Genomic DNA, 23,599 nt, shown 5'->3' on the forward strand with positions numbered 1-23,599 from the left:
GACCGAGAGGAAACCGCCATGCGCGCGCACGACGAGCAGTCCGAGGACAAGACCGGGAACCGGGTGCCGGGGGCCCGCCGCAGACCGTCCTTACCCGGGGCCCGCCGCACCCCGCCCTTGACCGGCGGCCCGGGCGGCGGGCCGATGAACCCGGCGAAACTTGCCGCCCTCCAGGGCCTGGTGGGCAACCGGGTGGTCGCGCGACTGGTCGAGGAGGCCCGGCACGTCCACGGTGCCGACTGCGGCCACCCGAACGCAAATGCGGGCGCAGACATCAGCGCGAACACCGACAGGGGCGGGGACGGTGAACCCGTTGTTCAGCGCGCGCTCCTTGACGCCGCCATGGCCTCTCCGAGTCGTCCACTACCCGATGATCTTCGCAAAGAGGCAGAATCGTTTTACCAGAATGATCTGTCCTCCACCCGCATCCACGACAACGACGTGGCTCAACGGGCCACCGCGGCGCTGGGCGCCCGGGCGATGACAGTCGGCTCCCACATCTTTCTTCCGCCGAGCGTCGCGGGCGACAAGTCGGTGGTCGGGCACGAGCTGAGCCACGTCAGCAGCAACCTCGCCGGGGTACGGGAAACGGGTACCACCAGCGATGCCGGAGTCACGGTCACCGATCCGCGGCAGGACTCCGAGCAGCGGGCGGAGACGGACGGCACGGCGTTCGCCGCGGGCGCGGGCCGAGCGCCGTCGGCCGGGCGGCGGACATCCCGGACCGGTGGCGGTGGCGGTGGAGGCGGTGACGCAGGCCGCGGGCCGGTCGTGGCCCGGATGGAAAAAGGCACGCCGAGCGTCAGGGGGAAGGGTGCGGCGGGTGGGCAGTTCCCCGGCCGTGAGGAGATCATCGCCGAGGTGGACAAACTCGCCAAGGCATGCACCTGCAAGCAGAACAAGAAGCAGTGGGGCCGGATCACCAAGGAGGTGGTGATCCGTTACGCCCGTGACTACAAGAACGACCGGGAAGGGCAGAGTCTCCGGCACCTCACGCGCCAGATGCTCACCGCCATAGCCGACGAGGAGCGGAGGGCGCGGGACGGCGGGACGGCGCCGACGGCCGGAGCGGGGAAGGCCGAGGCGGAGAAGACCGGGAAGAAGAAGGCGGCCGAACCGGTCAAGGAGCAGGAGATCCAGGCGATGCTGGTCAACGGCCACCTGGTCTTCGCCAGCAACTACAACCAGTCCATGCACCGACTCTTCCGTCTGCTCAAGGAGTTCGGCGGGGGACTGGACGAGGACGACGATCTGGGGGGCACCGACACGCTCCAGAAGCTGATGGGGACGGACTTCGGCAGCGTCCGGGACGAGGCGGAGAGCGGCGGGAGCGACACCGAGTCGGAGTCCGAGGCCGAGGCCGAAGCCGAGGCCCCGGCTTCCGTGAAGAGCAGGGGCAAAAGACCGGCGGGTGCCCAGCAGACCGACAGGACCAAAGGCGGAAAACGGCGCAGAACCGAACCGGAGGAGGAGACCGGTGCGGCGGCACCGGGGGCCAGGGCCCAAAAGGGCCAGGAGCGCAAGCGACGCGACCACCAGGCCCTGCTGAAGATCAGAGAGGGCCTCACCCCGCAGACCCAGCGGCTGGAGCCGCTGGGCACGGACGCGATGGACCTGGACGAGCCGGAGAGCGGCACCGGTGGATTCAAGCGGGACAACGCCACCCTGAAGGCGCTGCGGGAAGCTTCGCGTATCCGTCTGGTCGATGTGTCCAACGAGGCGTCCCAGGAGCCCGGGCACCGCCGGCACCTGGCCGCGCTGCTGGCCAAGGACGGGGAGTACTCGGGCTACGCCTATCTGGTGCACAACGGGGTCGGGGCGGGGAAGATGCACGCCGAGCAGAAGTTGCTCCAGCTGCTGCAGAACGCGGAGTTCACCGGGGCGACCGCGCACGACCCCATCCACATCCGCGGCCCGAAGCGGCCGTGCGACGCGTGTCTCGCGATGTTGCGCTACTTCCGGGAGAAGCTCGAACTGAACCTGGTGTACAACCCGAGGGGGAACCATTACTTCCGGGAGTCGGTCGAAAGCGGTTTCAAGAACCTCACCGGCCACGACGCCGCCCGATCCGAGGAGTTCGCGGACCACATGCGCGAAAGCATGGGGGACGATCAGCGCGTCATGTACGAGTCGACCGCCAGGCACGTGGTTCCCGCCCCCGCCGGGGACGGTCTCAGTGAGGCCGTGGTGGGGGCGCAGGGAGGGCTGGAGCAGCGGTACACGGTACCGGTGAAGGGGACGGACAAGAGCGGCGAGACCGTACGGGAACTGCCGCCCGGTGGCGACATCCAGGGCGTGGTGGACACCCCGTCCAACAGCGAGGCCGAGGACGAGGGCGAGGCGATGTCGACGCTGGTCTCCCACACCAGCCATCTGCGTCTCGGCACCAGAGCGGGCGCTCAGGCGCCGGGCACCCGGGAGCTGAAGGCGGACCGGCTGGCACGGGAGCGGGCGGAGTTCGCGGCCGAGGTGGAACCGAAGCTGATCGCCGCCGCGGGCCCGGCCTTCTGGGCCGAGGTCGACGCCCGTACGGACGAGGGCGGCAAGTTCACCCTGGCGTGGCCCGACGCGTTGCGCCGCCAGATCAAGGACCTGTCCGACGGCAACGCCCCGCTGCGGATCCAGATCGCGAAGCGTCTCAAGATGTCCACGGTCTCACTGGACAAGCAGTTGGCACAGCTCACCGGCCCCTCGCGCAAGCTGCGTCTTCGCCTGGCCCAGGTCGAGGGCGCGACCGAACGGCTGGAGGCGGCCATGCCCGCCGACATGCGACGCCGGTGGGAGGCCCAGAAGGCGGAGAACGCGCGGACCGGGACGGAGACGAAACTCAGCGCCAAGGACATGGTGTTCACCCCGCAGTTCGAGGCCGTGCTGTACGAACTGATCCACACGCAGCAGCAGAGGGTCTCCGCCAACTCCATAGCGGAACATCTGCTCATGCCGCTCAACACGTTCAGGAGCCGGGCCGAGAACATCGAGAAGAAGTACGCCGCCCAGGGCGCGAGCCAGTAGGACTGTGAAGCTTCCCCTTGATCGTGGACCCTGGAGACTGGGACCTTGAGGTTCCAGAGGAAGTAGTACCAGGTGGGAAGCAAGTATACGAAGCGGTATACCGAGGAGTTCAAGCGGGACGCGATCGCACTCGTCGGCTCCTCGGGCAAGACGGTCACAGCCACGTCCAGCTCAGCGAAGGCACCGGCGCCGTGGCCGGCATTCCCGGCACCGCCTTCGCCGGCCTTCCGCGCGAGCGCCGCGCCCAGCTGCTCACCGACCGCGCCGTCAGCTCCTTCCACGCGGTGATCACCGACTCGATCAACGAACACTGCTCGTCCGACAAGTCGTCCGACAAGTCACTCGGATACGGCTTGCGTTCACTCGCCCGGTCACATCACCAGATCGACAACCGCGGACCGGCAGATTCCGCCCCGCCGCCACACCTCAGGCGACAGCAGATCCACTCGAAGAACCACGAACCACCCACTTGCGGGCACGGAGGTGTCCGCCGGGGAGGACCACGGTGGTGGGCGACGCTCCGTCACGGCTACGCCGCCTCCTGGTCCTCGCCGTCCTCACGATCGAGGGCGTGCTTGAGTTGGGAGCGGGCATCGAGCCGTTCAGGCCCGGCGACATCGTTCCAGAAGGCGTGCGTGAGGATCGCAGAGGTGAGGCCGCGCTCCCGCTCGCGCAGCGCGGCGACTTCGCTTTGTTCCTGCTCCGCTTTGTTCCTGCTCCGAATTCGTACTTGAGCGCTGCCTGTGATCGCCTGCCTGCGATCACGTGCGATGTCGTGAACGGTACGTGCCCGGGGACGTGCCTCGGGCACGTCGGAAGGCACGGCTGAAAGCCTGCGGCGAGCTGTATCCGACCGTACCGGATATCGACTCGACCGGTTCGTCGGTGTCGCGGAGCCGTACTGACGCCAGGTCCAGGCGCCACTGCTCCACGTAGGCGCCCGGCGTCTGTCCGAGGGCAGAGCGGAAGTGCCTGGACAGCGTCGCCCGGGAGACGCTCGTCGCGGCGGCCAGGGTCTCCGTGGTCCAGGGGTGTTCCGGTCGGGCGTGGATACGGGCAAGGGCGTCGCGCACGACCGGATCACGCATCGCGCCCAGCCAGGAGCCGGACTGCTCCTCCGGGTGACGGGCCAGCCAGGCACGTACGAACTGGACGAGCAGGAGGTCGACGATGCTGTTGACGGCGGCGGTGGTGCCGATCTGCGGCTGTGCGAGCTCCGCGGTGAGCAGTTCGACGGTCCTTCCGAGCTGCGCGTTCTGGCGTGCTGTGACGTGCATGGGCCGGGCGAGGGAGGTGAGCACCGGTGTGCTCACCTCCGGGTCCTGCTCATAGTGCAGGACAATCACTTCTGTCTGCACCGGTGCCGAGCCCAGCCGCAGGGCCCGGCCATCGCCGAGAGCCCGGGCCGCCGCCTCACGGTCGCAGGAACCCATCGTCACGCTGGCGCCGCCGGCTATTCCGTGTGCGGTGCCCGGTGACACCAGGACGGCGTCCCCGGCCTGCACCCGAAGAGCTTTCTCGCCTGTGACGTGGAGCCACATGGTGCCGCGGGACACCACGTGCAGAGCCGCTCCCGGATAGGAATCCATCCACAGGCCCCAGGTTCCTCCCGCCTTCAGCATGACCCCGAGTGCCCCACGCGCACCCGAGGCGCGCAAGACCTCCGCCAGCACATCCATGGGTCCATTCTCGTCCACCGCCGCGAACCGCCCGCCAGCGGGCGGCGGCGGTGCATGTGTCCTCGTCCGGAGTCTCAGGTCACGTCGAGAACGACCTTTCCGTGCACCTTCCGCGCGAACAGCGCCCGGACGGCGTCGTCCACGTCCTTCCAATTGCCTCGCAGCCCGACCGGTGCCGAGAGCCTCCCGGCGGCCATGAGGCCCAGCAGGTCCGTCAGTTCTCCGCTGGTCGGTGTCATGTCGCCGTAGGTGGCGATGCCGCGGGGTTCGCCGAAGCCGAACAAGGCCCCTGCCGGAAACGTGGTTTCCTGCCCGGAGGAGTGACCGACCAGGTGGATGGTGCCGCCTTCGGCGAGGGAACGCCACGCCTGGGCAACCAGCGGCCCGCCGACCGTGTCCAGGACGAGGTCGAACCGGTCCTTGTTGTCGGCCAGGTCGGTCAGGACCTCGCCGGCGCCGAGTTCGCGGAGTCCGGCGGCCCGGTCCGGCGAACCGACGAGTGCCGTCACCCGGGCGCCCGCCAGTGCCGCCAGCTGGACGGCGAAGTGCCCCACGCCTCCGCTGGCGCCGGTGACCAGGACGTTGCGCGCCAGCAGGGAACGCTTGCGCAGCACCCGCAGTGCGGTGACTCCGGCGATCCCCAGCGCGGCACCGTCGGCCAGGTCCACGCCCTCAGGGACGGTGCCCAGCGAGGCGGGACTGACCGCCACCCGTTCCGCCCACGCATGGGGAGCCATTCCCACTGCGACGCGCGTACCTTCGGGCGGCCCCGACCCGTCGGAAGCGGCGCGCACCACGACGCCGGCCGCGTCGTGACCGTGCACAGCACCGGCCGGCCATTGGTGCACATAATTGAGTTCTCCGAAATTGAGACCGATGTGCCGTATCTCCACCAACGCCTCACCGGCGGACGGCACGGGCTCATCCACATCGGCGAACCGGATGGGTCCGGCCTCGCCGTGAGCGACCACAAGGGCGCGCATGAGGTGTACTTCCTTTTCTCGTCGATGCGCCGGAACACTCGGCGCGGCAGCGGATCGAGTGCGCGAATGCCGCACAGCCGCCTTCTTGAAACCCTGACGCAGGACCGGGGCAGCGACCAGGCCCGCGAGAATCAATCACTTGACGATCTGTGTCACTGCGACTCACGGCCCGTCGAGCCCTGCACCCAGTCGATTGAGCCGGGGAAGGCCGGGGCGTTGGCGCGGGCGAAGCGCAGCGTGACCAGGGTGATGCCGGGGAGCGCGCGTACAGGTGGGCGCAGCCGAAGGCCAGGTGCGGCCCGCGCGCCAGGTCACGCAGCAGGGTCGCCGGATCGAAGCCGGTGAGGTCGCCTTCCAGCGGCCCTCGGACCCAGATCCCGAACGCGACCTGTCTCGTTGGCGTCGGGGAACCGGAACCCGCGGACAGAGCCCGCGTGCGGAGGCCGTACACGGAGGTGGTGGGCAGAGCCCGCAGACAGGGAAGCGCTCGGCCGGGAAGTCCGGCCGAGCGCTTGTTCGCCTGTGCTCACCACCTGTCGGTGAGCGGTGAGCGGTGATCGTCTGGCGTCACGTCCCGTTCGGACGTGTCTCTGGGAGGACTGGTGGCCCTGCGTCCTTCGACTCGTGAGAGGGCCGGGGCGCAGGCATGGGTCCTCGCGCTGTACCGCGCTCAGCAGGGGAGCGTGGTGTTCCCGGCGGCGCCGGTGGCCCCGGCGGTGCCGTTCGCGGTGGTCGTGGCCGCGGTGCCGTCGCCGCCGGGCTTGCCCGGGCACACCGAACTGGCTGCCCCGCCGGCTCCGCCGGCCCCACCGGCGAAGCCGCCGCCGACTGTGGAGGCGCCGCCCTTGCCGCCCTTGCCGCCGAGGATGCCGGTACCGGCGTTGCCGGCACCGCCGACGCCGCCCTTGCCGCCCTTGCCGCCGAGGGCAGCGGCGCCTCCGGCACCCCCGCTTCCGCCGTTGCCGTTCGCCCCGCCGGCGCCCCCCGCGCCACCGGCGCCACCGACGCTCGCGCTGCCGTTGCCGTTGCCTCCGGCGCCTCCCGTACCGCCGTTGCCGTTGGCGCCGGCGGCACCGCCGACGCCGCCGAGGCCACCGGTGCCGCCATTGGTTCCGACGCCGTTGGCACCGTTGGCACCGGGCAGGCCGAGGATGCTGAGACTGATCTGGGTTCGGGCGCCGCCCGCTTCGGTCGGGGTGGGCGCGGAAGCGAGAGCGGGGGTCGCGGCGAGGCTGAGAGCGGCGACCGCGGAGATCAGGAGGGTCCGGGGGATGAACGTGTTGCGCGTGACGCGCATGATGTACGCCTTTCGGTGTGCGCAGTCGAGGATGTTCCTTAACTGGCGCTTCATCAATATACGTCCAAAAAAATACTTCACATTTAAAAATGTGATCCAATGTCTTAAAGTATACGCATTGAAGGAATTTTGGCTTAAAAGTCGCTATTTTCTGGAGTTGTTGGGGCTTCTGGAGGTAACTTGTCATTCTGGTGACGGGCCGCAAGGTCCTGGTTGTCAGGCGGACATCGCTCCAGCCCGGAACGACACTTGCATGCGACTGTCGATGTGACGTGAAGAAAAACTCCAATACCCGCCCTGCCCCGGCCGGCGGCACATGGTGTGACGGCCGCCGACACTCGTCGGCGCGGTAGGGGCGACACGTTCCTGTGTGCTGCAGTTGCTGCCCGGCAGGGAGAGGGTGCACCTGGTCGGGGAGACCCTGCGCCGTTCAGGCCCTTGCCGTGGAGCCGGGGTCGGGCACCTCTGGTCCCATTGCGAGTCCTTCCAGCCGCTCCGCTCCCGCGCCCCCGGGCGCCCCTTCCGCCGGGGAACTCTCTGGAGCGACGAAGCGTCCGGAATCCGATACACCGGATGTCCCCGGCAGAAGAATCATGGGCAGGCCGTGCGCCATGCGCGGGGCACTGGCGGGCAGTGAGCAGCGAGGAGTTGCCGTGACCGTGGACGGGCCGGACGGGCCGGACGGGCCGGACGGAGACGGTGGGGACGGTGAGCCGAGCGCTGATGGTGCACGGGGCGGCGGGGCTGAGGCGATGACCTTGGCAGGGACGTCGGCGGCGGCGGCGGAGTCGCTGGATGTGGTGGCGCGCATGCTCAGAGAGCGTCTGGGGGCCGCCGCCGTGTCGTTCGTGATCACCGGTTTCACCGGTGGTTCGGTGGTACGGCTGGGGGCGGCGGGCAGTGTCGACACCGGTGAACCCGCCCGGTGCATCCCGCCGCGGGGGACTCTGTACGACGACGTGATCCGCACCCAGCGGCCGAGTGTGCCGGTCGCAGGAATCCACACCAGCCTGATGCACGAAATCACCGCCGCCCTGTACTACGCCATCACCATCCGCTCCCTGCCCGTACGGCTGCTCGGCCCTCACGGCGTGCCGCCTGTCCGCGTTCCCGCAGCCTGTCCGCGTTCTCGCGGGCGGAGGGTGGACTGACCGGGAGCCCCACCCGGCCGCTCGGCTTCCTGGCCGAACTTCCCGACGCCGCCGCCGAAGTCGAGACCCTGGACAACGGGCGGTGCGATTACAGCCACTGAAACGGGCACCGCATAATTAGATAATAAGACTTAAATTCCAAAATGTCCGGCATCTGGATTACCTGCCGTACCTACATTAGCGTGAGAATATCCGGAATGGGGTGACGTGAAAAGCCGACGGTCCCTGTCGGGAATCATGGCTGGGAAAACGGACGCCTGGGGTGCCGGAAATTCTGGTGGCTGACACATTGCTCCGTCACGGGTATTCAGTGAGCCTGACCCGATCCTTCGTCAAGGAGATTGCGTCATGAACGAAGAACGACGACCTGCCGCGGGCGCGGCCACTGGTGCCGCCTGCTCCGGTGCCACCGGCCTCAACGGCGCCGACGGAACCCCGACCCACCCGGCCGGCTGGCCCGGTACCGACGGGGGCAACGGTGCTCCCGGCTGTGCCGGCGGGAGGGGCGGCAACGGCGGAGCCGGATGGGGCGGCGGTGCGGGCGGTGCCGGCGGCAACGGCGGCGTCGGCGGCGCGGGCACGACAGGCATCGGCGGTGCCGGTGGCAACGGCGGCAACTCGGGCCCGGACGGCGGGGACGGCGGGGCCGGAGGCATCGGGGGAGCCGGCGGGGCCGGGAGTTCCACCGGCAGCGCCGGCGCCATGGGTGGCCTGGGCGGGCTCGGCGGCAACTCCACGGTCGGCACCGGCGGGGCCGGCGGTCAGGGCGGTGCGGGCGGCGCGGCGACCGGCAGCAACAACAATGGTGGGGCCGGCGCAAGGGGCGGCAACGGCGGCAACAGCGGCCTCACCGGCACCGGCGGGGCCGGCGGAGGGGGCGGCAACGGCGGAGCGGCCACCGGCACCGGCCTGGTCGGACACTGCGGCCCGGGCGGCGACGGCGGGCTCGGCGGCGTCGGCAACGGCGCACCCGGCGCACCCGGCACCGGCAGCGGCACCTGCTGAGACAGCCGACGGTGCCGGAATCCAGGCCGGCACGAAGAAGGCCAACGACAAGAAAGGCAACGGCTTCGTCGGTCACCGCAGCTGACAGGAGCCTGTGCTGCCCAACTGGGCTTCTCCCGCGACGTCGTCGCCGACCTCATCACCCAGAAGCTCGCCCTGGAAGGCGTCACGTTCTCCTGGTACCCAGAGGGCCGCACGCCGTACGTGCTGGTGAAGAGGACCCGCAAGCCCCCGGTCAAGGCCGTCTTCAAGGACCCCAGGACGCGGGAGGCGGTGGCCAAGGCCAAGGAGTCCGCGCCGATCATCGGGTTCGGCGTCGGCGGGCAGCTCGTCTCCGTCGACCTGGACGCCGGATCCCCGCACATCCTGGTCAACGCCTCCACCGGCGGCGGACCCGCGGCAGGCCGCGATCGACGCCCTCCCCGTCTGACGGACGAGGGGCAGTGACGGACGCCAGCGCCCACGGCCCCCGCGCTCACTGGCCGCGAGTGCGGGAGCCGTCGTCACGGTGCGCAGGACACCCGTCGGTGGCTGCGGGGCCTCGACGCGGTCAGCGGCGGGTCTCCCGCTACATGATCAGCGGTGTCACGGCGCGGCTTTTCCGGCTGTGCCCGGTTCAGGGCTGAGCCCTTCCACAGCGAGACGGAAGAGGCGGTCGGCCTGGGTATCGGGGTCCGTGTGGTGCTCGGTGGCCAGGGCGATGCCGACGGAGAGGGTCAGCAGGTCGTGAAAGGTGACGTGCGGTGCAACCGTCCTGTCGCGAATGGCCCGCTGGAGCAGGGGGGTCCCGGCTGCTTCGATTCTGCTGCCACAGCTGTTCGGGGAGGGTTTTTCGCTGGGGGGTTCGTAGCTGAGGACATGGGCGAATCCACGGGCTGAGACGGTGTGGAGGACGAAGGCGTGGAGCCACTCCAGGAGTGCGGTGCGGCCGTCCTCGGTCGCACTCAGCCGGTGGGCGCGCTCGCACAGGGCCTCGATGCGCTCCTGGAAGACGGCTTCGAGCAGGGCGCGGCGGGTGGGGAAGTGACGGCGCACGGTCGCCGAACCGACGCCTGCGGTGCGGGCGATCTGCTCCTGGGATGCCTCGGCGCCGTGCGCGGCGACCTCGGCTTCGGCGACGGCGAGGATGCGCTGATAGTTGCGTCGGGCATCCGAGCGCTGACCGGTCATGATCTCCTCATTGCTAAACGGCGGGCCCCGCCATATCTTAGCCGCACACGAAGCGGCGGGCCCTGCCGTTTTGTCTCTCCGATCCGGGAGGAGCGGCAACCATGCCCATCAACAGCGGTACAGTCCTGGTCACCGGAGCCACCGGCCAACAAGGCGGGGCCACGGCTCGCGCACTTCTGGCCGCCGAGGTGCCCGTACGTGCGCTCGTACGCGATCCGCGGTCGAAGCCCGCCCAAGCGATCAAGGCGCTGGGTGCCGAGCTGGTGCGGGCGGATCTTACCGACCGGGACTCCCTCGGCCCGGCGGTCGAGGGAGTCCGCGCGGTGTTCTCGGTGCAGATGCCGCCCATGACCGAGACCGGCGTGGACTTCGCGAGCGAACTCGCCCAGGCCACCAACCTGGTGGACGCGGCGAAGGCCGCAGGAGTACAGCAGTTCGTACAGTCCTCGACCAGTGGAGTCGGTGAACACACCCGGTCCGCCGGCTGGGACGAGGGACGCTGGGCGGCGATGGCGGACTACTTCCACACCAAGCAGGCGATCACGGAGGCGGTGCGTGGTGCGGGTTTTGCCCGCTGGACGGTGATCAAGCCCGCCTTCTTCATGGAGAACCTGCCCCTGCTGGCGCCCAAGAAGCCCGGCGGCGGACTGCTGACGGTACTGAAACCGGACACCGAACTGGCCCTGGTGGCCGTGCGGGACATCGGCACGGCTGCGTCGCACGCCCTTCGAGAGCCCGACCGGTTCCACCAGGTGGAACTGGAACTGGCCGGTGACCTGCGCACGATGGAGCAGATCGCGCAGACCTTGTCCGCCGCCTGGGGCGTGCCCGTGACCGCACCCTCCATGAGCCTGGAAGAGGCCCTCGGCGCGGGCATGCCGGCGTGGGGGGCCGGACACGAGTGGAACAACGCGGTCCTCCAGCCCGCCCGGCCCGAGTTTGCCCGGGAGTTGGGCATCCCGGTCACCACCTTCGCCGAGTGGGCGGATGAGCAGCCGACACCCGTGTCCGACTAGCCTCGCGCTTTCATGAAGCGGGCTGTCCGACGGGTGGGCAGGTAAGCAGAAAGTGCCTCTGAACAGCAAGAATGTCGACCGCGCTCCCAACCGTGTGCCCCGCTCGCGGACACCGGCCGCGCACGACGACTCGGGCCGGGGACTGCTCCTCATCGAAGACCTCACCGGCCGCCGCTGGGGATACGACCTGCTGGGATCCGCCGCAGCACCGCGGGGCAAAGGCGTCTGGGCACTCCTCGTGACGAAGTGAAGGCGCTCCCGCGCGTGCGGAGGTGCGCACGGCACAGCGGCGGGCGCGGGACCGGACGCCGTCCGAGGGATACCGGCCTCTGCCGGGTGGGCAGCCGGGGTGGGTGGGGAACCCTGCGCCTCGTCGTGCCCGCCGGTGGCGCCTGCCGACGTTCCTCAGCGCAGCTGATCCCCTCGGGCACTCAAGCGTCTGCCCGGCCGCTGCCGGGTGCGGGCATGCGGGCCGGGTCGTCGGTACGCAGGAGAGAGCGCCGACAGCACCCTGAAGGTGATCGCCGACCGCGTCATGCTCGACACCGGTCTGGCCGGCCTTCCCGCACGCGGCCCTTGAACCGCTCCGCCCTGCCCGGCAGGGAGTGTCACAGGCGTGTGGCGTCATCGGCAGGTGGCCGCCACACCAGTCCCGCCTCCGGGGACGACGCCGCAGGAACTCAAGGATCAGGAACAGACTCTGGAACTGATCGACAGTGAACTCGCGGCGCGTCCGGCGCGGCAGTCGGAGGCGGGCGCGAAAGCGGACACCAAGGCGATCTTCCTGGTGGGGCTCGCGGCCACCGCCGCTCAGTTCCCGACCTCCCTCCTGTCGCGGGTCATGACGTTGCCGACACCCCCGACGGGGAGGTCGGTGTTCCGCGAGAGCTGCCAGGCACTGAGGTCGAGGTGTGGGCGGGACAGCACGTCCAGGTCGTCGAGGACCTCGAGCATCGTCAGAGTCTAGGCTTGACGTTCATCCAGTGCGCCGGGGCTTGGTGCCGACCTTGTGGTGTGCGGGCCGAGTGCAGGGCCCGCCGGTGGCGAGGACGCGTCCGACGTCCTGGCGGGTGGCGGGCTGCTGGTTCCTCGAGCCGGGTGGGCGGCCGGGGCCCGGTCGGGTGGGTTTCGGTGCACGGGCCGTGTGCCCGTCCGTGCGTGCAGGTTCCTGAACCCCCGGCGGACCCGGGCGGGGGTGAGCTTGTTCGGTTCCGCTGGGCAGCTTCGCCACGGTCAACCGGATCACCGTGCCGCTGGATTCCTACGGATTTGCTGTGCGTGGCAGGGGCCGGAGGAGTCCTGCGGATCACCTCTCCCGACACTGCGGAAGGCATCCGCGTCATCAGGTATCCGCTCGACAAAGCTGATTGGTCGTGGCCCCCGGACTCCCCACGCGAGCCCCTCCGGATCTCCGACCTCGGCGTCTGGCAGGGCAAGCCGACGGTTGCCCACTCGGACGGCGGTATCCGCGTCACCGTACGGAATCTTGCCGGCCGTGGGCGAACACGGCAGCCGGACCTCCCACACGCCCGAGGTGTGCGCTTGATCGGATTTGTCGGAACAGGAGTCCGCGATCTCCTTGCTGTGGCTACCCGGGACGAGCAACTACTGCTCCACGCCCCAGACGAAGCGGAGCCGCGGGCACGTGCACAGATGGGAGCTGAGGTGTGGTCTGTCGCCCCGGTCGACGGGCAACTCCTAGCTGTCACCACCGCGAACGGCCTGTTGGAGCTGCAAGTACCATTGCAGTGCACTGAGTTGCTCAAGTATGTGAGGGGGATGGCGCGAACAGGGACGCACCTTGCCGCGACCACCACCTCACAGGTGTTCAGTCACTCACACGCCCGATGGCGGAGCGGCTCGTTTGACGTAGGCGGTGATCAACACCGTTTCCGTGCGGTCGACACCGTCGAGTGAGCCGATGCGGTCGGCGAGGTAGGTGTGGAGGGCATTGGCGTCTTGGCAGACAGCGATGGCAACCAGGTTGTGGGGGCCGGTCGTGCTGCCGACGAAGGCCGCTTCAGGATCACCAGCCAGCGTCCGGGCGACACTGCCGAGCCGGGCGGGCGTGACGGTCAACCAGAGCAGACATTGCACGGAGAAGCCGAACAGACCCGAGTCAACCTCAACGTCGAACTGGAGAGCGCCTGACCGGCGGAGTTCATCCAGGCGGCGACGGACGGCGGATTCCGACCAGCCGACCTGCCGGGCGAGATCAGGGTAGGCGGCACGGCCGTCTGCGGCGAGGGCGGGCAGCAGGCGACGGTCGAGATCGGTCAGGGGGACCGGAGTGGTGTCCGCGATGGCGGCCGGCCTCAGTGTGGCGATCTGCTCGTCGGTGAGAGCCGAGGTCCGGCCGATCCAGCGGTGGTCCATCACCGGGCGCAACAGCCGTTGCGCGTCGACCTGCGTGACCTGTGGAAGGCGGCCCAACACACCCAGGGGCGCCGGTCCTCCTTCAGCGACGCGGAAGATACAGACGATCTCTGTGCTGCTGGAAGCAGTGGTCACCCAGGCGGTGTCGGAGCGCCGGGCCAACGCGCGGGCGAGCGCAGCGATGCCGGGAGGCAGGACACGCAGGCGCACCAGCCATTCGGCATGGCCGGTGCGGTGGCTGTCGGTCACACCGGCCACGCGGGCGATTCCCGTGGTACGGAGCCTGCTGAAGCGGCGGGCCACGGTGCGGTCGGAAACACTCAGGACGTCGGCGATCCTGCTGAAGGCGGCGCGCCCGTCGAGTTGGAGAGCGTGCAGGAGCCGCAGATCTAGTACGTCCAGCGTGACCGAATGCACCAGGCCAGTGTAAGTCGATGTCGGATAGCGGCGTGGGAGCGGCAGTTGGTGAGCCGGGACCGGCGGTCGGTGAAGCATCGACCCCATGACAGGCGACATCCAAGGCATCCATCACACCGGAGTCCTGACCCGCGACCTCGACGGGCTGGAGCGGGCCTATGCCTCCTTCGGATTCACCCTCAGCCCCCGCTCGCGGCACCTGCTGGCCGGGCGGCCCGGCGAAGCACCGGTGCCCGGCTGCACCGCCAACCGCTGCGCACTGTTCGGCGGGTCCTACATCGAACTCCTTGGCATCGTCGAGGAATCGGCGCCCGATCCCTGGCACACCAAGGCGATGGCCGACGAATACGAGGGCTTCCGGCTGATCAACCTCGACACCGGTGACGCCGAAGCCACACACCGCAGCTTGGCCGGCGCCGGCTTGCGCACCTCAGGTGTGCTGGATCTGGAGCGCGACGTCGACACCGAGGAGGGGCCGCGCACGGTTCGTGCCCGCGCCGTTCACCTCGAGCCGCGCTCGACCCCGGAGGGCTACGTGGGGATCGCCCAGCACCTCACCCGCCGGTACGTGCACCAGCCGCGCTATCTCAGCCACCCGAACGGCGCCCGTGGTCTCGGCGCCGTATTGATAGTGGCCGCCGATTCCGAGTTCGATGCGATCACCAACCGGTACACCCGCATTCTGCAGGTGGCCCCCAGACGTGAAGGCCCCCTCACCACGCTCTATGCGGCGGCTGCGCGGTTGCAGTTCGTCCGCGCGTCGGACGCCGAAGAGGTACTGCCCGGTGAACCGGTCCCGGCCTCCTCGTACCTGGCGGCCATGACCATCTTGGTCGACGATGTCGACGACGCCCGCAAGATCGTCGAAAGCAACGGCACGATGACCCGGCCGGCCGGTGACGGGTTCTTCATCTCCGCACGCCACGCGTACGGAGCCGGCCTGTTCTTCACCGCCAGTTGAACATTACGACGAGCGCCATCCCGGAGATCGTGCCCGAGGAACGCCGGGCCGTTTCCGCCGGGCCCCCTCCCCGCATGTACGTGCAACACCTGGCATGCGCCCGCAGCCGAACCGGGCGATGTGCACGACCATCGCCGCTCGTCCTGCGTGTCTTGTCCCTACCGGAGGACTCTCATGTTCGGAACTCTCATGCTTCTCATCGGCCCGACCGTGGGATTTCGTCTCCTCGGCAGGCTGGGCATCAGCCGGTTCGCAACCTGGCGAGCCAGCGTCGTACATGGTCTCGCTGTCATGCTCGTTGCTACCGCGACCGCGCACTTCACCCCGCCAAGCGTCAGCGTGATGCCCAGCCGCGACGACTTGGCAGCCATGGTCCCGCCCTCCGTTCCACTTCCCCGGGTGATGGTCTACGTGACCGGTTTACTGGAACTGCTCGGCGCTGCCGGGCTCGTCCGTGCGGTGACACGCCCGGTGGCCGGGATCGGACTGGCGGTGCTCTTCGTCCTGATGCTCCCAGCCAATATCTACGCCGCCATCGAGAACATCCCGCTCAACGGCGACCCCGCCACGCCCTTGTGGTTCAGGATTCCCGAGCAGTTGCTCTTCATCGCCATCGCGTTGTGGGCAGCCACAACTGCCCATGAGACGCCCCACCGTCACTGGCCGGCCGCGATCCGGCCCGGCACCGACGACACAGTTGCAGCCCGGTCTGAGGTTCCCCCGGGATGCGGAAGGTGCTGACAGCGGGTCGGATGGGGTTCGTGAAAGGACCAGTGCCCATGGCCGCACCCCGGAAGTACTCGCCTGAGTCGCGTGAGCGTGCGGTGCGGTGCGGATGTACCGCACCGCCGAGCCGGGGTCCCAGATCAAGAAGTTGGCTGTCGATCTCGGGGTGCCTCCCGAGGCTCTGCGCGGCTGGATCCGGCAGGCCGAGGCGGAGGCCGGTGAACGCGACGACCGGCTGACCACTGATGAACGGACCGAGCCCGTCGCCCTGCGCAGGGAGAACGTCCAGCTCAAGCGGGCCAACGACGTCCTGCGGACGGCCTCGGCGTTTTTCGCGGTGTACTTCGGGAACTGCACATCCCCTCCTCCACCTACTACCGCTGGCGCCGTGCCGGGAAGGAGCCGTGCGAACGCCGGCGCCGCGATGCCGAGCTGACCGGGAGGATCAAGGAGATCCACGCGGAATCCGGCGGCAACTACGGCTCGCCACGCGTGCACGCCACCCTCAGCCGCGCGGGCGCCCAGGTGGGCCGCAAGCGGGTCGAGCGCCTGATGCGCGAGACCGACATCGCAGGTGTGAGTCCACGCCGCAAGGGCTTCACGCGCCGCGATCCCAGGGCCACCCCCGCCCCGGGCCTGGTGAACCGGGACTTCACGGCCCCGGCGCCGAACCGGTTGTGGGTCACCGACCTGACGATGATCTCGACCAGCGGGGGCCCGCTGTGGCTCTCGGCGATCCGCCACGCCTTCTCCCGCCGGGTCGTCGCCTGGGAGACCTCCGCCCGCGCGGACGCCGAGCTGGTCCTGACGACGCTGGAGTACGCTCCCGCCAGTCGCGAGATCGAGCCGGACAGGCTCATTCATCATGCCGGTCGCGGCTGCCAGGGTGAATTCAACCGGTCGTCGCAACACTTCGATCTCGGAGGTGTGCGACGTGGCCACGGCGGACTGGAGTCTGAAGACCAGCGATGGCGAGAATCCGCCCGTGGAAAACGGCACCTCGCTCGGGGGCTATGGCGCGATCGCGATGAACACAGCGCTCACCGCCTCGATGACGCAGTTGCCTGAGCAGCTACGCAAAACCCTCACCTGGGACCGCGGAAAGGAACTCTCCGGCCACGCCCCGGTGAAGCGGACTCGGTCGGCCGCCCAGTCGCTGCCATGGCGTTGGCCGGGCGTCAGCAGGACGGCGAAGGACCCGTCCGCGGCCGCCAGGGGCAGGACGGATCCTGGCGGCCGGTCCGCACTGATCACTTGTCGAGGGCGGAGTTTTCCCCTCCCCCCGGAGTGGTGCGGCTTCGCGTCGCACACGGTGTCTGCACCGGTTCACCCGGCGCCGCCCGGCCGGGGCGGTGGCTTTCCCATCGGCACGCGGGCTGCCGCGGCCGCCGGCCAGGGCAAGGCACAGCGAGCACCTGGCCTGCTTTCTACACGACAGGACAAGGGTTCAGCGGCAACGTCGCGCTGAGCAGGCCGATACAGGTGACGCCGCCCTGCAACGGCGTGAAGAGCGCGTCCTGATTCTGGGCGGACTGCGTGCTGTGCCCCTCACTGGAGTAGTAGCCGTAGGGCCGGACGACCCCGTCCAAGAGGCCCTGAGCCGTCTGTGGGTTGGGCAGGTCGGCGCCGCCGCAGTGGTTGAGTGATCCGGTGAGGGGAATACCGAGGCCGCTGCCGCCTGCAGTACCACCATGGGCGTGCGAGATGGCACCGGCGCCGGCGCGGCCGTGGTTGCCGCAGCCGTTGCCCAGGGCAGGAGAAAGGAGATCACCCACACCTCCGGCCCCGGCCACCGAGACCATCACCGCCTGGACGGTGACCAGCACGGACAGGCAGACAGCGGCACGTGTCAGCAGCAGGCCGTTCACCTCCTGCTCAACGACTGCCCGCCTTCCTGGTCACGTGCTGGGGCGGAACGCGAGGAACAGGCAACCCAAGGACGCGGACTGAACCGCTCCGGGGCCGGTGGAGAGGGCTGATCCCTGCCCGGAGCGAACCGCTCCGGGCGCGTCGGCAGACGTTTTTGAGGAGGCCGGGCCTTGACCCCGGGTTTTGGACACCGGAGACACTTGGATCTTGATGGTCCAGGGAGGGATGTCCAGGTAGGACGGAAGTCTCCGTATTCGGAGGAGTTCCGGGAGGATGCCGTCGCGCTGTGTCGCGCGTCGGGCGATAGGCGGACGCATGCGGCGGTGGGGTGGTGGCGGTGTGTGGCGGGTAACCGGCCCGAGGGTCCCCGGGAGTCGGGGAGGCGGATGGGGTTGTCGTCTCGGTACGGGTTGGCCGGTCGTGTTCTGGCCGCCGCCGGCGGTGATGCACGGGAGGTGCCGGGGCGTTTGTGTGAGGTGCTGTGTGAGGGGGTGCCGGTGGACGGGGTGACGTTGTCGCTGATGACGCACCCTCCTACCCGGTTCGACAAACTCGCGGTTCGGTTCGAGGCGACGGTTCAGGTCGCGGCGATTCATCAGTGGCTGCGAACCCTCAGCGTGCCGTCGTGCGGATGCCCCAGCAGGAAGGGACGGCCCTGCGCTCATTACGGAGGAAGGGCGCATTTCCTGGCATCGGCGCGGGGCGGTGCGTATGGGGTTGCACCTTCCGTAGCGGCATGTGGTCCGGTGGACTTACGTCCCGATCCCTTGAGGAAAGATCCCTGCTCATGCATTCGTCCTTCATGCCACCTCGCCAGGTCAAGATCGGTGACGCGGCGGCCTTCGCCGGCACCACGCCGCGGGCGATCCGTCATTACCACGAGATCGGCCTGCTCCCCGAGCCTGAGCGGGGCGGCGATGACCGCCGCCGCTACGGCTACGAAGACATGATCCGGCTGCTGTGGATTCGCAAGATGGCCGACGCCGGGATCGCCCTGGACGACATCCGTGACGCCTTTACCACCGGCACGGCTTCCGCCGGTGCGGACAGCGGAGACGGTATCCAGGTCATCCTGGAGCGGTTGGAGGAAACCCTCGCCGAGCAGGAAGCAGAAGTGCGGCGGCAGCGGACCGCCGTGCAGCGGATGCGCACCGAAGGCAGCCGGATGGGTCTGCTCTCCGACTTCGTCACCGAACGCCTCAAGAGCCTGCCCGAGGGCTCCCTGCGTCAGGCGGACCTGGACAGCCTGCTGGTCACTGAGCGGATCTTCGGCCCGCTCGGCGCGGCCGTCCAGGCCACCCGCTTCGTCGTCCTGGCCACGCACCCCGCTCTGCGGGAGGACTCCGACCGCATCGATGACGCCGAGGAGGCACTCGATGACAGTGTCGCCGTCGATGATCCGCGCGTGGCCCAGGTGGCCGCCGAACGGCACGCCTTCGAAAGCGCCCTGCACGCCGTCATCGAGAAGTCCGGTCTGGAAAAGGACGACGATGCCCTCTTCGACGCCTGGGACGCTTTGCACCCTGCTCCCGCCCATGAGGGCGAGGACGAGGCCGATCCCAGCTCCGGCGGGCGGGAGACTGACTCCACGAGCGTGTTCGAAGCCATCGGCAAGATGCCCTACGACTTCTCCCCAGCCCGCCTGCGCTGTATGGAACTGGCCGTAGAACTCTCCGCCCAAGACTCACCCGCTACCTAAAACACGCCCTAGCCGTATTGCCCTGTGAGGCAGGGGTTCGGCTATCCCGCACTCAGGTCGCTGGCCCGTCGCCCTCGATGGCGACGGGCCGGCCTCTCCTGACGGTTACGGACGTATGGTCTGGCCTTGCGCGGTGCCTTCCACCGTTGTCACATACGCCCGGGCCACCTCGGAGACAGGAGTTCCCTCGCTCCCGTCTGCGCCCATGCTTTCCAGGGTTTCCTTGATCCACCCAGGGCTGATGAGATTGATGCGAAGCCTTCGCGGCAGCTCGCTGGCCGCGTTGCGGACGAAGCCTTCCAGGCCGGTGTTGACGAGAGCCCCCAGCGAACCGCCGGCCAGCGGGGTGGAGAAGGTGCCCCCGGTCAGAGTGATGGAGCCGCCATCGCGCAGCCGGCGCACAGCTCGTTGCACCAGCGCGACCTGCCCCAGCAGCTTGCCCTGTACTCCAGTCACGATCTCTTCATCCGCCGCTGACTCCAGGTCCACCAGCGGGCCGCTGGCGGCGCAGCACACCACAGCGTCGAGATCCGGCACCTCATCGAAGAGTGCGTCCAAGGAAGACGGGTCTTCCATATCCACCTTCACCGGCCCCCTGCGGGACCCCTTGATCACCTGATGAGAAGCCTCTAACGCGCTGACGACAGCGCTGCCGATCGTGCCTGTCGCTCCGATCACAAGTACCTTCATGTCATCGATCATGTCAGGGTCGGTAACACACGAGCGACGTCTTTCTCCGCACTGCCACAGACCCGGGAGAGCGGTTGTGGACGGCTACTGAAGCAGGATCAACTTTGCGGAGCAGTTCGAATCCGGCTCGCCCATAGAGCTGTCTCCTGATCTTCTTGATGCGGTTGACGGATCCCTCGATGCTGCCGGAGCTCCAGTCCAGGGTGAGCCCCGCTGCCACGGCGTCGAGGTCCCGTAGCAGGTGGAGTGCGAAACCGGTGAGGCCAGGTGGTTGGCTGGCGTCGACCGAGTCGATCCGGGCAGGGAGCGTGGCACCCGGACGGTTGTTGAGTATCTCGCCGAAGTTGCGGACGTGCCCAGCGGCCGGGTCCAGTTCGGGGCAGCGCACCAGGACATCCTTCAGCCCGGCGCGGTCGCCCTCGCTCGGCGCGGTGGGGTGTCGGGTGAGCCAGCCGGTCACCTGGCGCACCGTCGGCGGCTGGGATGGGGCGCCGGCCGGCGTCCTGCGGAGGGTGGCGATGTGGGCGCGGACCATCTGGTGGGTGACGGAGGCGTTGTCGGCAACAAGTTCACTGTGGAGGTGGGTGACGCTGGTGAATCCTGCGGCAAACCGTCGCTCCAGGTAGGGCTTGCAGGGGTCCAGCCTGCTGGGTCGGGGCCGGTTGTCGCGAATGGTGTCCTGCCGGCGTGCGGCGTTTGCGTGCCGGAGCACGGTGTTGACCGGGCCCGTACGACGATGGACCGCTCCGCGCACCGCGACGATGCCGAGAAGCCGCACCGGCGCGCCAGGACGATCAGCAGGCGCGCCGCCCGCAGGAGCCCGGACCGTACCGCGCCCGGGAAGCCGGCCACTGAACGGACCCGATGCCGCGCACCTGGTGCGCACCGCTCCCGCACCGGAGTCCGGCTTCCCGTCGAATGGCTCAGAAGAGAGTCCTCACGGTTACTTGCTGTGCGCGGCCAAGTCGGCGCACACAGCCAGCAGTACCCCAAGTCCGCGTTCAGGTGCGTGAAGCTGAAGCCGAACGTCGTGGTGGAGCGCCTGGTCATCGTTCAGCGGTCGCTGCCCTGAAGCTGACTGCTCGCTGGGCGTAGGCAGCACCGCCGTGAGGAGAGCGACAGGACACGCCATGGCCGCGTGATCTGCACCTGCGACCTCATCGAGCGCTACGGACCGAACTCCGCGCGTGACGGCGACCGGCTCCAGGCTCCGACCGGTCCCCGGGCCCGTACAGGGCCCGGGGTCTCGCACAGAGCCTGTCGGAGGAGGCAGCGCACCTCTTGGCCCATGACGACGGCCGCGAGCAGGCAGCTATCGGCCACGGCAGGTCCTGAGGTAGCTGAGGAACGACGCCTGCAGCCCGGTCACGTGCGTTTCGTGCATGAGTGCGCTGGTGACAGAACCGTTGCGTGCGCTGAGGCGGTGGAGGAACGTGGCCGTGTTCTTCGCGAGATTCTGGTAGACCGCCAAGTCTCCGAGGATCTCCCGGTCGTTGAAGGTCACGTGAAGCTTGGTGTCAGGCAGGGTGTCACCCATGGCTTGAAGGCGGGCGAAGACCTGACTGTCCGCACTGACAATGCCGGGGCTACCCGCGCCGATGCTCTCGAAGAAGGTGCTGTTGGTGAGCCAGGCGTAGAGACTGAAGAGTCCGCCGTAGGAGTAGCCGAAGAGGCCGTGACCGCCCGGGGCTGTACCGTAGTCGCGTTCGATCCGCGGGTGCAGGTCGTCGGTAAGGAAGTTCAGGAACATATCCCCGCGGCTGTCGCTCAGTTCAGCGAGGTAGGCATCGGCTTGCTCGCGCGTCATCGTCCCTGTTTCGACCCCCATGTCCACCGCATCGACGTACTCCTTCGCGATGGGCTCGCCCGGGGGTACGAGATCGCGGTTGCGCAGCCGTTCCCAGTGCTCTGCTTCCTCGCCCGCGTAACCCACGCTGACTTGGACGTAGGGCAGGATCGACTGCATGGGGTCCAGCTGCGTGACTATGAGCGGGGCGGTCATGCCCACGGCCCAGTTGCCGTCGAGGACGTACACGACAGGCGCTTGCGCCGCGGCAGGGTCGTAGTTCGGTGGCGTGGTGACCCACACGCCGTAGTCGTGCCCACCGCTGGAGCGCATCTCGAAATAGTCGGTGTGGGCGAGGCAACCTTGCCACATGGTGCTCATCTGAGGTCCTTCACGATGGGGTCGGCCTGGATGACGAGGACGGCGTTGATGGGGTCGAGAGCAGTTCCGGGTCTTCGGCGAGGTTGCCGTTCCGGGGGACGAGGTCTGTCTGCGCGCCGCACTGGAGGCACCGGGCTGGGTGAGGCGGCCGTCCTCAAAGGTGACGCCGAGGTTGCTGGGACCGCGCTCCGATCCATCGGCGGACGCCGCGTGACTGCCTGAGCAGGTCCCAAGGTCGATCCTCCGCCGTTGCGAGCTGACTGCGTCCGTATGCAGAACAGCATGCGACCGCCTATGATTCTTTTCCAATGGATAAACCGTAGGAGTGATTCTGTCAACTTCAGAACGCAAGGGCAGCGCGCCGCGCGAGCGGCTCCTGGCACGGCTTCTAGATGCCTTCGGCGAGGCCCTTCCCTCGCCGGAGATGTCGCTCCGTGAGGTCGCCGCCCGGATCGAGACCAGCCACGCACTGTTGCGTTACCACTTCGGGTCGCTCTCAGGCGTCCTGGCCGCCATGCTCACGGCGCAGCGATCCCGTGACAACGAGGCGCTTTTGCAGGCCGCCCAGAAGGGCACCTTCGACGATCTCGTCGCGGCGATCTGGCGTACGTACACCCGGCCGGAACAGCTGCCGCGTTTCCGGGGCTTCTTCCACGTCGTCGGACTGGCCGCGTACAGCCCCGGGGACTTCTGTGAGTTCGTGGAGTCGATCGGCGACCTGACCGTGATGCTGTCCTCACTCGCGGAACGTGAAGGACTCGGCACGGAGGAGGCGCGAAATGTGGCCGCCGTCACTGTTGCCGCGATACGCGGCCTTCTCCTGCAGGAGGTCCTGACCCCCGGAACACGTCCGGAGGACGCGGTCACCTTGATCCTGCGCATGAAAGAGGGCCGACCCGATCCGCGATCACATCCGGAGCGTTGAGGTGTCATCCCGTTGGGAAGCGATCGGCAATCCCCGGCGCGAGACGGCCGGTGCCCGCGACCGGGAAGAGGCCAGGGCCCGGCAGGAGGAGTACCAGGCACAGGCGCGGCGAGCAGCTCAGGGGCAGAGGGCGAAGAAGGCAGCCGAGCGCGAAGCCCGCCGCCCCGTCTGCGCTGACTGCGGGGCGAAGTCCACCGACGAACGCTGGGAGGCGGTACAGGGGCAGGCGAAGGTGGTTGGGACGGCTTCTTTCGGCCCCACCGAGGCGACTCCAACTGGCCCGCTGAAAAGGGGCGTTCGGAGGTACTTGGGGGTAGTGGCGAGGTGAAGTGGCCCCACCTTGGGCCTTGCGGTGGAACGGTGGGTGTGGTCCGCCGAGGGTGGGTGCTGTGGATGTCTTTTCCAAGCGAGAACTGTTCGACCGGATCTGCCGCGACAACTGGCAGCAGCTGTCGA

At 68.7% G+C, this 23,599-nt stretch carries 23 protein-coding genes and 3 pseudogenes; 13 read left to right on the forward strand and 13 right to left on the reverse strand.

Annotated features, from left to right (window positions below):
• Nucleotides 1–18: 18 nt before the first annotated feature.
• Nucleotides 19–3,012: an eCIS core domain-containing protein gene (locus tag KM933_RS39150; protein WP_260333316.1), complete on the forward strand. Its 2,994-nt coding sequence runs from the start codon at nt 19–21 to the stop codon at nt 3,010–3,012.
• A gap of 154 nt (nt 3,013–3,166) precedes the next feature.
• On the opposite strand, the gene KM933_RS09895 is transcribed toward KM933_RS39150, so the two are convergent.
• The 5 genes from KM933_RS09895 to KM933_RS09915 form a co-directional block, all read right to left on the reverse strand.
• A complete protein-coding gene (locus tag KM933_RS09895; protein ID WP_221350620.1) occupies nt 3,167–3,349 on the reverse strand; it encodes a hypothetical protein in 183 nt (60 codons plus the stop codon).
• A 192-nt stretch (nt 3,350–3,541) separates the two neighbouring features.
• On the reverse strand, nt 3,542–3,835 hold the full coding sequence (locus KM933_RS39155) for a hypothetical protein (RefSeq protein WP_260333317.1): 294 nt from the start codon (nt 3,833–3,835) through the stop codon (nt 3,542–3,544).
• Nucleotides 3,774–4,691 carry an AraC family transcriptional regulator gene (locus tag KM933_RS09905; RefSeq protein WP_221350356.1) on the reverse strand — a complete coding sequence of 306 codons (918 nt, stop codon included), beginning with the start codon at nt 4,689–4,691 and terminating at the stop codon, nt 3,774–3,776. The genes KM933_RS39155 and KM933_RS09905 overlap by 62 nt, the downstream gene beginning before the upstream one ends.
• A 74-nt stretch (nt 4,692–4,765) precedes the next feature.
• Nucleotides 4,766–5,674, reverse strand: a complete 909-nt coding sequence (locus tag KM933_RS09910; protein WP_221350589.1) for a zinc-binding dehydrogenase — start codon at nt 5,672–5,674, stop codon at nt 4,766–4,768.
• 670 nt (nt 5,675–6,344) lie between these two features.
• Complete coding sequence (locus KM933_RS09915) at nt 6,345–6,971, reverse strand: hypothetical protein (RefSeq protein ID WP_221350358.1); 627 nt, start codon at nt 6,969–6,971, stop codon at nt 6,345–6,347.
• A gap of 809 nt (nt 6,972–7,780) precedes the next feature.
• On the opposite strand from KM933_RS09915, the gene KM933_RS39160 reads away from it, so the two are divergent.
• From KM933_RS39160 to KM933_RS09930, 3 genes are all read left to right on the forward strand, one after another.
• Nucleotides 7,781–8,122, forward strand: coding sequence for a hypothetical protein (locus KM933_RS39160; RefSeq protein WP_260333318.1), 342 nt, complete (start codon nt 7,781–7,783; stop codon nt 8,120–8,122).
• Between the two features lie 348 nt (nt 8,123–8,470).
• Nucleotides 8,471–9,127 (forward strand): hypothetical protein, encoded by a 657-nt coding sequence (locus KM933_RS40220; RefSeq protein WP_221350360.1) that lies wholly within the window; start codon nt 8,471–8,473, stop codon nt 9,125–9,127.
• 204 nt (nt 9,128–9,331) lie between these two features.
• Nucleotides 9,332–9,574: a hypothetical protein gene (locus KM933_RS09930; RefSeq protein ID WP_221350362.1), complete on the forward strand. Its 243-nt coding sequence runs from the start codon at nt 9,332–9,334 to the stop codon at nt 9,572–9,574.
• A 138-nt stretch (nt 9,575–9,712) separates the two neighbouring features.
• Here KM933_RS09930 and KM933_RS09935 read toward each other — a convergent pair whose 3' ends face one another.
• On the reverse strand, nt 9,713–10,297 hold the full coding sequence (locus KM933_RS09935; RefSeq protein WP_221350364.1) for a TetR/AcrR family transcriptional regulator: 585 nt from the start codon (nt 10,295–10,297) through the stop codon (nt 9,713–9,715).
• A 101-nt stretch (nt 10,298–10,398) separates the two neighbouring features.
• Between KM933_RS09935 and KM933_RS09940 the strand changes: the two genes are divergently transcribed.
• Together KM933_RS09940 and KM933_RS09945 are read left to right on the forward strand one after the other, a co-directional pair.
• Nucleotides 10,399–11,313, forward strand: coding sequence for an NmrA/HSCARG family protein (locus KM933_RS09940; protein ID WP_221350366.1), 915 nt, complete (start codon nt 10,399–10,401; stop codon nt 11,311–11,313).
• Nucleotides 11,314–11,365: 52 nt separating this feature from the next.
• Nucleotides 11,366–11,563, forward strand: coding sequence for an ATP-binding protein (locus tag KM933_RS09945; RefSeq protein WP_221350367.1), 198 nt, complete (start codon nt 11,366–11,368; stop codon nt 11,561–11,563).
• 560 nt (nt 11,564–12,123) lie between these two features.
• On the opposite strand, the gene KM933_RS09950 is transcribed toward KM933_RS09945, so the two are convergent.
• The 3 genes and pseudogenes from KM933_RS09950 to KM933_RS09955 form a co-directional block, all read right to left on the reverse strand.
• Nucleotides 12,124–12,267, reverse strand: a complete 144-nt coding sequence (locus tag KM933_RS09950; protein WP_221350368.1) for a hypothetical protein — start codon at nt 12,265–12,267, stop codon at nt 12,124–12,126.
• A gap of 22 nt (nt 12,268–12,289) precedes the next feature.
• Nucleotides 12,290–12,546: pseudogene (locus KM933_RS39170) on the reverse strand (NF041680 family putative transposase); the annotation flags it as partial.
• Between the two features lie 603 nt (nt 12,547–13,149).
• Nucleotides 13,150–14,106 (reverse strand): Lrp/AsnC family transcriptional regulator, encoded by a 957-nt coding sequence (locus KM933_RS09955; RefSeq protein ID WP_221350371.1) that lies wholly within the window; start codon nt 14,104–14,106, stop codon nt 13,150–13,152.
• 85 nt (nt 14,107–14,191) lie between these two features.
• On the opposite strand from KM933_RS09955, the gene KM933_RS09960 reads away from it, so the two are divergent.
• From KM933_RS09960 to KM933_RS09980, 5 genes and pseudogenes are all read left to right on the forward strand, one after another.
• Nucleotides 14,192–15,067, forward strand: coding sequence for a VOC family protein (locus KM933_RS09960; RefSeq protein ID WP_221350373.1), 876 nt, complete (start codon nt 14,192–14,194; stop codon nt 15,065–15,067).
• A gap of 189 nt (nt 15,068–15,256) precedes the next feature.
• On the forward strand, nt 15,257–15,808 hold the full coding sequence (locus KM933_RS09965; RefSeq protein ID WP_260333319.1) for a DoxX family protein: 552 nt from the start codon (nt 15,257–15,259) through the stop codon (nt 15,806–15,808).
• A 94-nt stretch (nt 15,809–15,902) separates the two neighbouring features.
• The gene (locus KM933_RS09970) at nt 15,903–16,229 is read left to right on the forward strand and encodes a transposase (RefSeq protein WP_221350376.1); all 327 of its coding nucleotides are present in this window, start codon (nt 15,903–15,905) and stop codon (nt 16,227–16,229) included.
• A gap of 17 nt (nt 16,230–16,246) precedes the next feature.
• Nucleotides 16,247–16,639: pseudogene (locus tag KM933_RS39175) on the forward strand (IS3 family transposase); the annotation flags it as partial.
• Nucleotides 16,640–16,763: 124 nt separating this feature from the next.
• Nucleotides 16,764–16,916, forward strand: a pseudogene (locus KM933_RS09980) (IS30 family transposase); the annotation flags it as partial.
• 304 nt (nt 16,917–17,220) lie between these two features.
• Here the strand turns inward: KM933_RS09980 and KM933_RS09985 are convergent.
• Nucleotides 17,221–17,661: a hypothetical protein gene (locus KM933_RS09985; protein WP_221350378.1), complete on the reverse strand. Its 441-nt coding sequence runs from the start codon at nt 17,659–17,661 to the stop codon at nt 17,221–17,223.
• Nucleotides 17,662–18,449: 788 nt separating this feature from the next.
• On the opposite strand from KM933_RS09985, the gene KM933_RS09990 reads away from it, so the two are divergent.
• On the forward strand, nt 18,450–19,361 hold the full coding sequence (locus tag KM933_RS09990; RefSeq protein ID WP_221350380.1) for a MerR family transcriptional regulator: 912 nt from the start codon (nt 18,450–18,452) through the stop codon (nt 19,359–19,361).
• 105 nt (nt 19,362–19,466) lie between these two features.
• On the opposite strand, the gene KM933_RS09995 is transcribed toward KM933_RS09990, so the two are convergent.
• From KM933_RS09995 to KM933_RS10005, 3 genes are all read right to left on the reverse strand, one after another.
• The gene (locus KM933_RS09995) at nt 19,467–20,051 is read right to left on the reverse strand and encodes a short chain dehydrogenase (RefSeq protein ID WP_221350591.1); all 585 of its coding nucleotides are present in this window, start codon (nt 20,049–20,051) and stop codon (nt 19,467–19,469) included.
• Nucleotides 20,052–20,064: 13 nt separating this feature from the next.
• Nucleotides 20,065–20,829 carry a hypothetical protein gene (locus tag KM933_RS10000; RefSeq protein ID WP_260333320.1) on the reverse strand — a complete coding sequence of 255 codons (765 nt, stop codon included), beginning with the start codon at nt 20,827–20,829 and terminating at the stop codon, nt 20,065–20,067.
• A 534-nt stretch (nt 20,830–21,363) separates the two neighbouring features.
• Nucleotides 21,364–22,218, reverse strand: a complete 855-nt coding sequence (locus tag KM933_RS10005) for an alpha/beta hydrolase (protein WP_221350381.1) — start codon at nt 22,216–22,218, stop codon at nt 21,364–21,366.
• 325 nt (nt 22,219–22,543) lie between these two features.
• On the opposite strand from KM933_RS10005, the gene KM933_RS10010 reads away from it, so the two are divergent.
• Nucleotides 22,544–23,143 carry a TetR/AcrR family transcriptional regulator gene (locus KM933_RS10010; protein ID WP_221350383.1) on the forward strand — a complete coding sequence of 200 codons (600 nt, stop codon included), beginning with the start codon at nt 22,544–22,546 and terminating at the stop codon, nt 23,141–23,143.
• Nucleotides 23,144–23,599 lie beyond the last annotated feature (456 nt).

The sequence above is a fragment of the Streptomyces beigongshangae genome (genome assembly GCF_019710745.1).
Classification (GTDB): Bacteria; Actinomycetota; Actinomycetes; order Streptomycetales; family Streptomycetaceae; genus Streptomyces; species Streptomyces beigongshangae.